The organism is Mycobacterium sp. URHB0021 (assembly GCF_054057895.1).
This window is the reverse complement of record NZ_JBSRZT010000002.1, coordinates 2,306,968-2,320,144: the sequence shown is the minus strand read 5'-3', so window position 1 is coordinate 2,320,144 and position 13,177 is coordinate 2,306,968. Positions and strand designations below refer to the sequence as shown.

At 68.0% G+C, this 13,177-nt stretch carries 10 protein-coding genes and 3 pseudogenes; 9 read left to right on the top strand and 4 right to left on the bottom strand.

Annotation, left to right across the window (positions count from 1 at the left end; all coding sequences use genetic code 11):
• Positions 1-54 precede the first annotated feature (54 nt).
• Positions 55-786 (top strand): HAD family acid phosphatase, encoded by a 732-nt coding sequence (locus ACVWWN_RS13670; RefSeq protein ID WP_457144383.1) that lies wholly within the window; start codon positions 55-57, stop codon positions 784-786.
• Here the strand turns inward: ACVWWN_RS13670 and ACVWWN_RS13665 are convergent, their stop codons facing one another.
• Positions 787-1,641 carry a MurR/RpiR family transcriptional regulator gene (locus ACVWWN_RS13665; RefSeq protein WP_457144382.1) on the bottom strand — a complete coding sequence of 285 codons (855 nt, stop codon included), beginning with the start codon at positions 1,639-1,641 and terminating at the stop codon, positions 787-789.
• Between the two features lie 5 nt (positions 1,642-1,646).
• A complete protein-coding gene (locus ACVWWN_RS13660) occupies positions 1,647-2,444 on the bottom strand; it encodes a class II glutamine amidotransferase (protein WP_457144381.1) in 798 nt (265 codons plus the stop codon).
• Positions 2,445-2,560: 116 nt separating this feature from the next.
• Here ACVWWN_RS13660 and ACVWWN_RS13655 point away from each other — a divergent pair, with 116 nt between their 5' ends.
• Genes ACVWWN_RS13655 through ACVWWN_RS13640 form a run of 4 tightly spaced genes read left to right on the top strand, consistent with a single transcriptional unit; the run spans position 2,561 to position 7,922 of the window.
• On the top strand, positions 2,561-3,883 hold the full coding sequence (locus tag ACVWWN_RS13655) for a glutamine synthetase family protein (RefSeq protein WP_457144380.1): 1,323 nt from the start codon (positions 2,561-2,563) through the stop codon (positions 3,881-3,883).
• Between the two features lie 31 nt (positions 3,884-3,914).
• Positions 3,915-5,441, top strand: coding sequence for an APC family permease (locus ACVWWN_RS13650; protein ID WP_457144379.1), 1,527 nt, complete (start codon positions 3,915-3,917; stop codon positions 5,439-5,441).
• Positions 5,438-6,745, top strand: a complete 1,308-nt coding sequence (locus ACVWWN_RS13645; RefSeq protein ID WP_457144378.1) for an aspartate aminotransferase family protein — start codon at positions 5,438-5,440, stop codon at positions 6,743-6,745. Before ACVWWN_RS13650 ends, ACVWWN_RS13645 begins: the two co-directional genes overlap by 4 nt.
• Entirely contained in the window at positions 6,732-7,922 is a 1,191-nt protein-coding gene (locus ACVWWN_RS13640; protein ID WP_457144377.1) for an amidohydrolase family protein, read from the top strand. The genes ACVWWN_RS13645 and ACVWWN_RS13640 overlap by 14 nt, the downstream gene beginning before the upstream one ends.
• 38 nt (positions 7,923-7,960) lie before the next feature.
• Here the strand turns inward: ACVWWN_RS13640 and ACVWWN_RS13635 are convergent.
• Positions 7,961-8,110: pseudogene (locus tag ACVWWN_RS13635) on the bottom strand (class II glutamine amidotransferase); the annotation flags it as partial.
• A 201-nt stretch (positions 8,111-8,311) separates the two neighbouring features.
• On the opposite strand from ACVWWN_RS13635, the pseudogene ACVWWN_RS13630 reads away from it, so the two are divergent.
• From ACVWWN_RS13630 to ACVWWN_RS13615, 4 genes and pseudogenes are all read left to right on the top strand, one after another.
• Positions 8,312-9,602, top strand: a pseudogene (locus ACVWWN_RS13630) (DUF222 domain-containing protein).
• Between the two features lie 16 nt (positions 9,603-9,618).
• Positions 9,619-9,963, top strand: a pseudogene (locus tag ACVWWN_RS13625) (transposase); the annotation flags it as partial.
• Positions 9,964-10,323: 360 nt separating this feature from the next.
• Positions 10,324-11,370 (top strand): zinc-binding dehydrogenase, encoded by a 1,047-nt coding sequence (locus tag ACVWWN_RS13620; protein WP_457144376.1) that lies wholly within the window; start codon positions 10,324-10,326, stop codon positions 11,368-11,370.
• Positions 11,367-12,113 (top strand): SDR family NAD(P)-dependent oxidoreductase, encoded by a 747-nt coding sequence (locus ACVWWN_RS13615; RefSeq protein ID WP_457144375.1) that lies wholly within the window; start codon positions 11,367-11,369, stop codon positions 12,111-12,113. Before ACVWWN_RS13620 ends, ACVWWN_RS13615 begins: the two co-directional genes overlap by 4 nt.
• On the opposite strand, the gene ACVWWN_RS13610 is transcribed toward ACVWWN_RS13615, so the two are convergent.
• Complete coding sequence (locus ACVWWN_RS13610) at positions 12,110-13,168, bottom strand: NAD(P)H-dependent amine dehydrogenase family protein (protein WP_457144374.1); 1,059 nt, start codon at positions 13,166-13,168, stop codon at positions 12,110-12,112. The two genes, ACVWWN_RS13615 and ACVWWN_RS13610, sit on opposite strands and share 4 nt — an antisense overlap.
• Positions 13,169-13,177 lie beyond the last annotated feature (9 nt).

Here is a 13,177-nt window from a genome sequence, read left to right as displayed (position 1 = left end):
CCAGCGAGTGTGCCAGGCGTGCCCGAGCTACGCTCATCCAGCTAAAGTTCCGCCATGCGCGCACGCCCGTCGATCGTCCTGGCCGCAATGGTCGTCGCCGCGGTGTGCGGGCTCGCGCCCGCCGATGCGGAGCCGCCGGCGCCCCCCGCACCGATCATCCCGCCGCCGGTGCAGCCGGCCAACATCGGCGATCTCAAGGCCGACGTCACCCAGTATTACGACAGCGGCGCGTATCTGACCGATCTGGCGCTCGCGTCCGCTCCCGCGATCGGCTGGATCAACGACGAAGCACCCCGGGTCACTCGACCGGCGGTGGTATTCGACATCGACGAAACCGCGTTGTCGAATTGGGAAGCCATCAAGGCCAACGACTTCGGCCGTTTCATCGACGGCCCGTGCGTGGAGCTACCTCAGGGGCCGTGCGGTTGGCGGGCCTGGGATCTGCGCGGTCGGTCAACGGTGATCCAGCCGACGATGGACGTCTTCAACACCGCCAAGGACCGCGGCGCGGCGGTCTTCTTCATCACCGGCCGCGATGAGACGCAGCGCGCTGCGACCGAACGCAATCTGCAGTGGGTCGGCTACACCGGCTACACGCAATTGGTCATGGAACCGACGGGCTCCCATTATGCTTCGGCCGCCGACTTCAAGGCCCCGCAGCGCGCTCGCATCGAGGAGCACGGCTACACGATCATCGCCAACATGGGCGACCAGCCGTCCGACCTGGCCGGCGGGTTCGCCGAGCAGACCTACCTGCTGCCCAACCCGTTCTACCGAATTCCGTAGTCACGGCAGGAGTTCGGCGTTCCGCTGGTCCTCCCACAGCGCCATCCGGGTGCGGGCCGGCTCTCCGATCGTGTCCATCACCAGCGGGATGAGCAGCTCGGTGAGCAGGAAGCCGGCCGCCATGCTCTGGTAGGTGGTGCCGACGGTGCTCGACGCGGCGAGCACGACTTCGGCTTCCGGTGCGACCGGGCAGGCGAGGTCGTCGGTGATCAGCAGGACCGTTGCCCCCGCCCGGTGCACGCGTGCGGCGAGCTCGGCGGCGCTGCGTTGATAGCGGTGGTAGTCGAACAGCACCACGACGTCTCGTCGGGTCAGCTCGATCATCGCACCGAGGTCGCGTCCACTGGGGTCACCGAGCAACCTCACCCCTGGACGCAACTGCTCGAGGTGGGCGGCCAGATGCATCGCCAGCAGGTGCGAGAACCGGCCGCCGTGCAGGTACAGCGGGCGGCCCGTGTCGGACAACAGCGACACGGCGGCTTCGACCGCCGGTGCCGGCAGCTGGGCCAGCGTCTCGGCGGCCCGCTTGTTCTGTGCGTATGCCTGCTGCAGCAGGCGATCCAGCGGGCCGTCGGCGGGGGGTGCGCCGGGTAACCGGGTGATCGGGCCGTTGGACCGCGCGGTCAGCTCGGCCCGCAGCGCCACCTGCAGGTCGGTGAACCCGTCGTAGCCGAGCGACTGCGCGAACCTCAACACGGTCGGCGGACTGACTTCGGCACGCTCGGCAAGTCGGGCGGCACTGGCCAGGCCGGCGCTCGGGTAGTCGGCGAGCAGCGCCCGTCCCACCCGCCGCTCTGCCTTGCTGAGCGCGGGCAGCGCGGCACCCGCCCGCACGGCCACTGTCTCGTCGGTCACCGCGGTCAATCCGCCGCGAGCGGAAGTACGGAGACCGCCATGCCGTCCAACGGGATTGCGGTCACGCATTCCGGCTGCAGCGGCTCCCACCGGAGATCGCCGAAACCGGTGGAGCCGATGACCACGATGCCGTCGGCTGGGCGCGCCATGCGCAGCGCGAAGTAGTCCTCGAGATGCTCCGCGGGCAGGTCGGTGGCGCTGATCTCCTCGATGTCCTCGTCGAGTAGCCGGCTGCGCGCATGGGCGTGCACCGCGATCAGCTGACCCTCCCCGAGGAGCAGGGCGTTGAGGCTGGCGTCGGGATAGATCTGCCGGAGCTGGGCGACCGCGCGCCGGACCGCCTCGGCGAGATCCGGTGCGGTGCGGCGGTGTTGCCGGATCAACGCGAAGTACCGCTCGCTGTCGGTGGTGCCGCGCAGCGACGCCGCGACGTCGCGTTCGAGCAGGCCATCCAGCGGGCCCATCGGCTTGATACTGCCGTTGTGCGCCATCGCCAGGCCGTCGGCGAGGAACGGATGGGAGTTCCGCGGTTGCACCGCGAGCCCGTTCGTCGCCCAACGCAGGTGGACGACCGCCGCCGTGGACCGCGGGTCATGCGTTGCCGAACTGAACGCCGGGTCGTCGAGGGCAGTGCCGGCGGAGACACGGACCCGGGGATTGTCGCCGACGTGGTCCGCGCTCGCGACACCCCACCCGTCGCCGTGGATCTTGGTCAGGGCGAGAAAGTCCTTCAGCACGTCGTCGCCGACGGCATCGGCGATCGACACGGGAACCGCGGACACGACACCCAGCAGCCGGCACATGAGGGCATCCTCCGATCCCAGATTTTATGAATCAACCATAAACCGCCGATTTTAAAGATTCTGAAACATTCATGACATAGCTTTTGTGCAGACTCACGAACGTCCAAGGAGGTTCCATGCCGGAGGCGAGTGACCGCATCGAGGAACTGCGCGCCGACGGCGTCGAACTCGTGGCCGGCTCGGTGACCGATCTGGCAGGCGTCACCAGGGCCAAGTACGTCCCGCTGCGACGGCTGGGCGACTTCCACCGGGCCGGCATGGGTGTCTCACCGTCATGGAGCGTGTTCTGCGTCGACAGCGGTATCGCCTTCACCCCGACCATCGGTGTCACGGGCGACCTCCGGATCCGCATCGATCCGGCCGACGTGCGTGTGGTCGAAAACGGAATCGGCTGGGCGCCAGGTGATCTCACCGATCAGCCCGGCGATCCAGCCCCGCTGTGCCTGCGTTCGCTGCTGGCCCGCGCTGAACAGGCGGCCGCGCAACGGGGCCTGACCGCACTCGTCGGCGCCGAACTGGAGTGCACGATGCTGGCGCCCGACGCCACCGCGGCCTCGACCGACCCGTGGTCGCCCTACGGGATCCGCACGTCGCTGGACCGTTCGGCGTTCCTCGTCGACCTCGCCACCACCGCGGAGCGGGCCGGGCTGAATGTGGAACAGATCCACACCGAATACGGCCACGACCAACTCGAGGTTTCGCTCGCACCGACCACACCCGTCGCCGCCGCCGATGCCGCGGTCCTGGCCCGCATCGTGCTCGGCCGGGCGGCAGCCCGGCATGGATTGCGAATCTCGTTCTCGCCGGTGCCGTTCGAGGGCGCGGCGGGCAACGGGGCGCACCTGCACCTGTCGTTGGCCGACGACGACGGGCCTCTGTTCTCCGGAGGTGACGGGCCCCACGGCATCCGGTCCGCAGGCGGGTCCGCCATCGCCGGTGCCGTCGACTCACTACCGGACCTGCTCGGGGTTTATGCCGGTTCGCCGCTGTCGGGAATGCGGCTCAAGCCAGGCAACTGGGCCGGTGCGGTGCCGTGCTGGGGCCTGGAGAACCGCGAAGCGGCGGTGCGGCTCATCGCCGCCACCCCGGGCAACCCGCACGGTGCCAACATCGAACTGAAGCTGATAGACCCGAGCGCCAACCCGTACCTGGCCACCGCCGCGTTCATCGGCAGTGCGCTGCGCGGTATCGACCGCGGTCTGGAGTTGCCCGCCGAGGTGCCGGATAACCCCGCGCACTCGGAGGCGGCACCGCCGCCCCTGCCCACCGGCCAACGGGCGGTGATCGAGGCCTTCGAGAACTCGGCGACCGCCGCGGAGCTTCTCACGCCCGCGGTGATCGATGCGCTGTCGGCCGTAAGACGTTACGAACTCAGCACTTTCGGCGACCTACCGCCTGCCGAGACCACCAAGGCACTGCGCCTGGCATGGAGCTGTTGATTCTGATGACCGCGGACGTGAGGAGCCCGAAATGACCGACAAGGAGACATCGATGAGCACGAACACGTCGTCGGCGCGTCCGTCAGAAGGAGCCGATCAGCTTCCCCACCGCAGGCTGCCGTTCTGGGTGGCGCTGGCGCTGTCCGTGGCCCTGGTCGGGCCGACCCTGGCGATGTCCGGCAACGGTCAGGGCCTGATCGGCACCGTGGGCAAGGCCATTCCGCTGGTGTTCCTGATCGGCCTGCTGGGAGTGTCGCTGGTCGGCTACAGCTTCGTCCGGCTGACCCGCCACCTCAATCACGCCGGCTCGGCGTACGGCTTGGTGGGCGGCACCATCGGGCCGAGGACGGGGTTCTTCTCCGGCTTCGCGATGCTCGGGGCGTATTGGGGTTTCTCCATCGGCACCCTGGCGCTGACCGCCGCCTTCACCAACGCATTCATCGCGCAGATGCAGCCGGGCAACGACAACCCGTATCAGCTGCCGTGGCTGGTGGTGGTGGTGGTGGGGGCCGCGATCTCGTTGCTCTTGTCCGGCCGCGACATCCGGCTGCTGGCGAAGATCCTGCTCGCCATCGAGGGCATCGGCATCCTGTCCATGATCGTGCTGGTCGTGGTGATCTTCGCCAAGGGCGGGGCCCCGTCGACCGGGTTCGACTTCTCGGTGTTCTCCTTCTCCGGCGGCGTCTCCGCCTCCGCGGTGATCAGCGGTGTGGTCGCGGCGTTCCTGTCATGGGCCGGTTTCGAAGCGTGCGCGTCGATGGGTGAGGAGACCGACGATCCCGGCCGCAACATCCCCCGGGCCCTGGCCGGCACGCTGCTGCTGACCGGCGTGCTGTTCGTGGTCGTGATGTTCGCCCAGGTCATCGGTTTCGGCACCGACCAGGCTGGGCTCGACGCCTTCCAGAATTCGGGGAATACGTTGGGCGACTTGGGCGGTACGTATGTGGGTCAGTGGTTCTCGCTGGTGATCATCTTCACCGCCATCGTGTCGGCCTTCGGCTGCCACCTGGCGACGTCGGCGACCTCGGGACGGATGCTCTACGCGTTCGGGCGTGACGGCTTCGGCCCGAAGGCATTGGCCCACATCCATGCCGCGACCGGTGGCCCGCGCCGCGCCACCTGGCTGGTCGTCGGAGTCGCTGTGGTGGTCGTCCTGATCTGCGGGGCCGCCGGCTGGCCCGACATGGGTACCGGCAACGACGCGATCAACACCTATTTCCTGTTCGCGGTTGCCGGTTCGGTGTGCCTGATGGTGTGCTATCTGCTGGTCGAGGTGGCGGCGGCATGGTTCGTCGGAGCGCCGAAATTCGTTGAGGTGCATGGCGGCAAGGGCAAGGTTCCCGGGCTCATTCTGCCACTGCTGGGCGCATTGGTAATCGTGGTGGTGCTGTGGTTCAACGTAAAGGATGCCGAGACCTGGTCGGCGGCACCGCTTCTGGGACTGTACTGGTGCCTGGTCGGTCTGATAGTTGCCATCGCCGCTTCCGGAATCGCCAAGCGAGTGGGTGAATCCCTTGCCGTCGAACTGGCGCAGACTCCGCCGGTGCGAGCGGAATGAGCACGCTCTATCAGCGTGACGACGCGGCCATCGCCGGTATCGAGAAGCTGCGATTCTTCCCGCTGGAAGTGGTTTCGGGGCACGGCTCGACGCTGGTGGCGCCCGACGGACGCGAGCTGTTGGACCTGTCGGCGACATGGACGGCGAGCGGGCTCGGCCACGGTCACCCGGCCGTCGCCGAGGCCGTCAGCCGCGCGGTGCGCAGCGCCCCCGGTTCGGGTGGCTTGTCGGCCGTCCATCCCGATTCCGTCGGCCTGGCCGAAGACCTGTTGGCCCTGGTACCCGGCAGCGGTGAGCGCCGCGTTTATCTCGGGCACGCAGGCTCCGACGCCAACGACGTCGCGCTGCGCGCTTGCAGGCACGCTACCGGCCGTCGCACCGTCATCGCGTTCGAGCACAGCTATCACGGCGGCGTCGGTATCGCCATGGGCGTCTCGGGTGTACATGTCGATGCCGGTGTTGCGGCAGACCCCGACGCCGTATTCCTGCCCTATCCCAACCCGTTTCGGCCTGTCGGCGCCGGTGTGGACGTCGACGAGACCGCCTGCCTGCAGGCCGCAGAACAGCATCTCGGCGGCGGCGCCGTCGCCGCCCTGATCGTCGAACCGATCCTGTCCGACGGCGGCCTCGTCGTGCCGCCCGACGGATTCCTGGCCCGACTGCACGAGGTGTGCCGCCGGCACGGCGTCCCCATGATCTGCGACGAGGTCAAGATGGGGCTGGGCAGGTCGGGGACGCTGCACGCGTTCGAACACGATGGCGTGACACCCGACATCGTCACGTTCGGCAAGGTGCTCGGCGGGGGCCTGCCGTTGTCGGCGGCGGTGGGGCCTGCGGAAATTCTCGACAACCCGCCGGCCGCCGCGCTGCTCACCACCGCAGGTAACCCGGTGTGCACCGCGGCGGGCCGCGCCGTACTGGCCACCATCGTGGGAGAACGCCTGCCCGACCGTGCCGCCGAGGTGGGCACGCTGCTGGCCGACGGGCTCCGCGCACTGGCCGGCTCGCCGGGTTCCGACCGCATAGGTGACATTCGTGGGCGCGGCCTGGCGATCGGCCTGGAACTCGTCGACGCCGCGACCGGTGACCGCGATCCCCGGCTCGCGGCACAGGTGGTCTACCGTGCGTGGGAACTGGGAGCGGTCGTCTACTACGTCGGCGGCAACGTCCTGGAGATCACGCCGCCGTTGGTGCTCACCGAGACAGAGGCGAACCGGGCGGTGGAGATCCTCGGGAGAGCCATCGCCGATGCGGCCGCGGGAAGAGTGAACGCCGAGGAGGTCGCACGGTATGCCGGCTGGTGAGCTGCCCGGTGGTCGGCTGGCGGATGTGTTCGCCGGGGTCGACGCCGACGTGCCCGAGGCGTTGGCGGACCGCCTGCGCAACATCGGGCTGATCGACCACCACGTCCACGGCACCTACAACAAACCGGTGGACCGCGCCGGCTTCGAGGCGGCCATCAACGAGGGGTCCACCGATCCCGTGCCCAGCTTCATGACCCAGTTCGATTCACCGCTGGGACTGTCCATTCGGCGTTGGTGCGCACCGCTCCTCGGGCTCGAGGCCCACGCAGGCGCCGACGACTACTGGGCGCGACGTAGCGAACTGTCCCCCGACGAGCTGGCCGGGGTCATGCTGCCTGCCGCAGGCGTCTCGCGCTGGATCGTCGACACCGGGTTCAAGGGCGACCTGATCACCACGCCAGAGCAGCTCACCAGGCTCAGTGATGTGCCGTCGTCGGAGATCCTCCGGCTCGAACGCGTCGCCGAGGACCTGCTTGAGGACGGGACGCCACCCGGCGACTTCCCCGAGGCGTTCCGGTCGAAGCTGAGGGAGGCCGTTGGAAATCCGGATGTGGTGGGCACCAAGACGATTGCGGCTTACCGGACCAACTTCGACATCGACTGGTCCAGGCCAGGCGATGCCGACGTCGTGGCCCAGGCGCGCGAACTCACCGGCCGAGCCGGGCCGCTTCGGCTCGACAGCCCGCTGCTGATCGCGTTCGCGGTACACGAGGCGGCCGCGCACGGCCTGCCGATCCAGGTGCATGTCGGCTTCGGTGACCGCGATCTCGACCTGCACCGCTGCGACCCGATGTTGCTGCTGCCGTTGCTGCGGTCGATGGCACCGGTGCCCGTCCTGCTGCTGCACTGCTACCCGTTCCAGCGTCAGGCGGGCTACCTGGCCCAGGCGTTCGACCATGTGAACTTCGATGTGGGACTGGCGATCAACTACCTCGGTGTCCGGTCAACGGGCCTGGTCGCCGAGGCGCTCGAGACTGCCCCGTTCGCCAAACAACTGTTCTCCTCCGACGCCTTCGGCCCTCCCGAACTGCACGTGCTGGGCTCGGTGTTGTGGCGGCGCGCAATGGGTTTGGTGCTGGGCGGCTGGGTACGTACCGGCGACTGCACCGAAGACGATGCCATCAGGTTCATCGACATGATCGGCGTACACAACGCCGAGCGCGTGTACGCCCTCTGATGCGCGACACCCGCGGGTCCGTCACATCACCGAAAGATGTCCCCGTCGCGGTGGCGGACGGCCGCGATGATCAACGTGAAGACGCGTTCGGAGTCGGTCTCCCCCTTCACCAGGCCGTCGGCGCCGAGTTCACACAGGGAGGCGTCGACGACGTCGAGACCCGTTACCACACCGTTGTGCGCAAAGATTGGCATCAGCGGTCTACACAATGTTGGCGGCATGCGGAGTCGGCAAAACCCTGTCTGACAACGATGTTGCAGGCCGGCCGTCGCGATCATTGGTGGCGCAGGGGTGCTCGCCGCCACCGATCGGGTTGGGCCTGTTGGCATCTGATCCCGGTGGGACTCGGGTGGCCCGAATTTTTCGGATCTGGCTGCGATGATGGGGTTATGTCTTCGACCGCGTCGCTTGAGGTGCCGGTGGTGCGGGCTGGGGAGCGTGTTGAGGTGTTGTTCGGGGAGTTGTCGGAGCTGGCCGGGCAGCGCAATGCCATTGATGGGCGCATTGTGCAGATCGTCGCGGAGTTGGACCACGACGGGTTGTGCGGGTCGACCGGGGCGCGGTCGATCGCGGCGTTGGTGGCCTGGAAGCTGGGCGCCTCGTCGGGCAACGCCGCCACGATCGCCGCCATCGCGCACCGGTTGCCCGGGTTTCCGCGCTGCGCGCAGGGGATGCGGGAGGGTCGGCTGTCGCTGGATCAGGTCGGGGTGATCGCCGGCGGCGCCGCCGATGGCTCCGATGAGCATTATGCGGAGTTCGCCCGGGTGGCCTCAGTGTCGCAGTTGCGCACCGCGGTCAAGCTCGAACCCCCACCCGAACCCGACCCCGACCCGCAGCCCGAGCCGCAGCCCCGGCCCGATCCCGAGCCCGAGCCGGAGCCGCGGGTTTCGATCAGCTCCACCTCCGATGAGACGTGCACCCAGTACCGGATCACGTTGCCGCATCTGGAGGCGGCGAAGTTCGACGCGGCCCTGGCGTCTCATCGTGAGGCCCTGGTCGCCGAATGCAAACGCGATCATGCCGCCGGCGGCGACGCGTCCGGGCGGCCGGCGGCGCTCCCGTCCACCGGCGCGGCGTTTCTGCGGCTGGTCGATGCCGGCTGGGACGCCGAGGCGGCGGCCCGCCCCCACGGCCAGCACACCACCGTGGTGGTCCACGTCGATGTGCAAGACCAGGTCGCTCAGTTGCATCTGGGTCCGCTGCTGTCGGCTGCTGACCGGCGCTACCTGAGCTGTGATGCCACCTGCGAGGTGTGGTTCCAACGCGCCGGGGCGCCGATCGGGGCGGGGCGGGCGTCCCGGGTGATCAGCCGCCGGCTGCGCCGCGCCCTGGAGCACCGCGACCGCAGCTGTGCGGTGCCCGGGTGTGCGGCCACCCGGGGTTTGCATGCGCATCACCTGTGGCATTGGGAAGACGGCGGACCCACCGAGCTGGACAACCTGGTGCTGCTGTGCCCCTACCATCATCGTTTGCACCACCGCGGTGTCATCACCATCACCGGACCCCCACACAAGCTGTCGGTCACCGACAGCCGGCCGGATTCTGAGCCCGGGATCGCTGGCCCGCCCCCCAACTCAACCCCCACCGGCGGTGCCGCCGTGTCCCGGACCCACCGGCGAACGCGCCCACTGGTGGTGGTATCAACCCTTCCAACCCCAACCACCACCCACACCCACCTAGCTTCAATCACGAAGCCGCCCGGGGCTACGCCACCTTCGGCGTCGCCTGCCGCGGCTGCCCGTTGCGTGCGCAGTGCACCACCAGCGCCACCGGCAACAGCCTGTAGATCCGCCCGCACGACGCGCTCCAACGCGCCGCGCGCCAACACTCACGGGAGCCGAACTGGCTGAACGAATATCGACAACACCGACCGATGGTCGAACGCACCATCGCCTGGCTGACACGCAACAACCGCAAAGTCCGCTACCGCGGGGTCACCCGCAACGATCACTGGCTGCACCACCGCGCGGCGGCTGTGAACCTGCGTCGCCTGATCACCCTGGGACTGACCCAAACCGGCGCTGGCTGGGCCATCGCCTGACCCCGTAGGGCCGGGCTCTTGCATCACTGAGCACCAAGTGCCACGCTCAACACGGCGGGGTGACCCTCATGTTGTCGACCCCAGGTTCTGACTTAAACCCACGCGCCACAGAGCGCTCTGAGGCACCCCGCCCCAAACACCCCTAATTCAGCAGACTCCTAGGCCTGCCAGCCCCAGACCGCAACTGCTCACGCTCACCATCGGTCAACACCACGGGCACAACAATCAGACTCGGCACCCGATTCTCATGCCGACACCCGTACCAACGACACATAACACCAGGTCTTGCGGTGGCTCGAAAGTTCGACCATCAGCCGCGGCGTCACGTACCGATGGTAACTTCGCGACCAAGGGAGGGATATGGCGACCGAGACGATGCGGGCCGAACGTTTTTACGGTGATTCGAGAACCATTGCCGTGGAAGATGTTCCGATACCCGAGCCCGGTCCCGGCCAGGTGCTGGTCAAGGTGGCGTTCTGCGGGATCTGCCATTCCGACCTCAGCCTCATCAACGGAACGTTTCCGGCGCAGCGCCCGGTGGTGACGCAGGGCCACGAGGCGTCCGGAACCGTCGCCAGACTCGGCCCCGGCGTCACAGGCTGGGCCGAGGGCGATCGCGTGATCGTGGCCGCCGGCCGGCCGTGCACAGTCTGCGCCAACTGCGGCCGCGGTGACTACTCGAACTGCCAACGGATACAGCTGATGGCGTTCGCCTACGACGGCGCCTGGGCCGAATACACCCTCGCGCAGGCCGTCGGATTGACCCGTGTCCCCGACAATGTCCCGCTGGAGCAGGCGGCGATCCTGGCCGATGCGGTGTCGACGCCGTTCGGCGCCGTGGTCCGAACGGGAAAGGTGGGCCTGGGCGAATCGGTCGGCGTGTGGGGTGTCGGTGGAATCGGCACTCACATCGTGCAACTCGCGCGCCTGGTCGGCGCCGTCCCGGTGATCGCCGTCGACATCAACCCGGACGTGCTCGATCGCGCCCTCGCCGTGGGCGCCGACCACGCGTTCGACGCCCGCGACGATCAGCTGCACGACAAGATCGCCGACCTCACCGGCGGGCGCAAGCTCGATGTGGCGTTCGACGCGGTGGGCCTGAAGTCGACGTTCGAACAGGCGCTCGACTGCATCACCGTCGGCGGGCGCCTGGTTTGCGTGGGGATGAGTGCGGAGTCGCCGAGCGTTGGTCCGATCAGTATGTTCGCACTCACTCAAAAGCACGTGCTGGGCCACCTCGGCTACCAGAACGTCGACATCGAGACCCTGGCAACGTTGGTGTCGACGGGGCGCCTGAACCTGTCGCGCTCCGTAAGCGAGATCGTCTCGCTGGAGGACGTCCGGTCGGGCATCGAGATGCTCGAACGGCAGGACGGCAACCCGATCCGGATCCTGGTGAAGCCGTGATCGACGATCTGAAGGGCCGCATCGCACTGATCACGGGTGCCTCCGGTGGCATCGGGACGGCCATCGGCCGCCGCCTTGCCGACGAGGGCGCCGACCTCTGCCTGTCATACGGCCGTCACGCCGACGACGCCGAATCGGTCGGCGAATACGCCCGCCAGGTGGGCAGGCGCGTCACCGTCGTCGCCGCTGACATGTCCGATCCGGACGGTCCGGCCACCCTCGTCGAACACGCGACAAAGGAACTCGGCCAGGTCGATCTGCTCGTCGCCAACGCGGGCACCGCCGACATGAAGGATTGGCAGGACATCGACTTGGCGGCGTGGAACGCCACGCTGGCGGTCAACCTGACCGCGCCGTTCCTCCTGGCTCAGCAAGTCTTGCCCGGCATGATCGAGCGCACGTTCGGACGCATCCTGTTCATTTCGTCGGTCGCGGCCATCACCGGGGGTGTGGTGGGGGCACACTACGCGGCCAGTAAAGCGGGCCTGCACGGCCTGATGCATCACCTCGCACCGCGGGTGGCCGCCCAGGGGGTGACGGTCAACAGCCTCGCGCCCGCGCTGGTCGGCGCAACGAAGATGTTCCCCGCGGATCTGGAGACGGGCAAACCTCCGGTCCCGATTCCCGTCGGCCGCGTCGGCCGGCCTGACGAGATTGCCGACATGGCAATAGCCATGCTGCGCAACGGTTATCTGACCAACAAGGTCATCACGCTCGATGGCGGCATCGTTCCGCGCAACTAGCGCAGGCGCGGTGCCGCCTTGGCGCTGATCAACGGAAGGTCCAGCAGGGTCAGGATGCCCGGGTCTGCCGCGCAGACCGCGGGGACCGAATTCACACAATGCGCCGCGGTGCCGACGATGCCGTGCTCCGGCCCCTCGCCACCCACCTCGGAGTGAAAACCCTTGACAGCGATCATGATATCGGGATTGCCCCGGACCTCCATCTCGTACCGTTGCCCCTCGGGTCCGAGCGTCCATGCGGGCTCGAGGTTTTCCTCGCCCATCAGCCAGTTCACCGTGACCCGCACCACGGCCTCGCCGTCGACGAGCGCCTCCCAGTGGAACCGCCGGCCGGCGACCTGGCCGGGCTGGAGCACGCCGAGGGGAGATTCGATCGGTGCCGTCGCCACCGCGACCTCCTGCGACGCACGCACTTTCGGATCGGAGTTGAAACCCAACTGGTCGACGCACATCCGCACGGCTTGGATGAACCCGCTGTCGAGCATCTTCTGCATCGGTCCCGTCAGCGCCTTCTCCGGAACCTCACCAAAACCCATCACATGGCGCAGCACGTCGGGCGCCTGGTATGTCCGCAAATCAGAAAACTCCTCGGCGCGAACGAATGTCACGCCGGTGGAGAACGCCGAGAAGAGCAGCGGGAACTTCTCGCTGATACCACCCGGCGCCATCCCGGTGCCATGAAGCGTCGCGTTGCCTTCCAGCGCGGCGGCCCGCATCGGTGCGGCGCTTCGCTCGCTCGGGTACAGCCAGCCGACGGGGGTCACCACGTTCTTGCCCGAGCGCAGCAGCGCGGCGACCTCATCGGGGTTGGCGATCAGCGGCGAGTAGATCACCGCGTCGGCATCCAGGGCCAGGATCTCGTCGATGGCGTTGGTGGCGGTGACCCCCAACGGTTCGAACCCAGAATCTGCAATCAGTTCGCCGACGTCCTTGCCCGTCTTGTTCGTCGAATGCACCCAGCAGCCGGCGAGCTCCAGGTCGGGGTGTTCCAGCACGCCTCTGATCGCGGCTACACCCACGCCGCCCGTCGCCCATTGCACCACCCGCAGACCCATCTGTTCTCC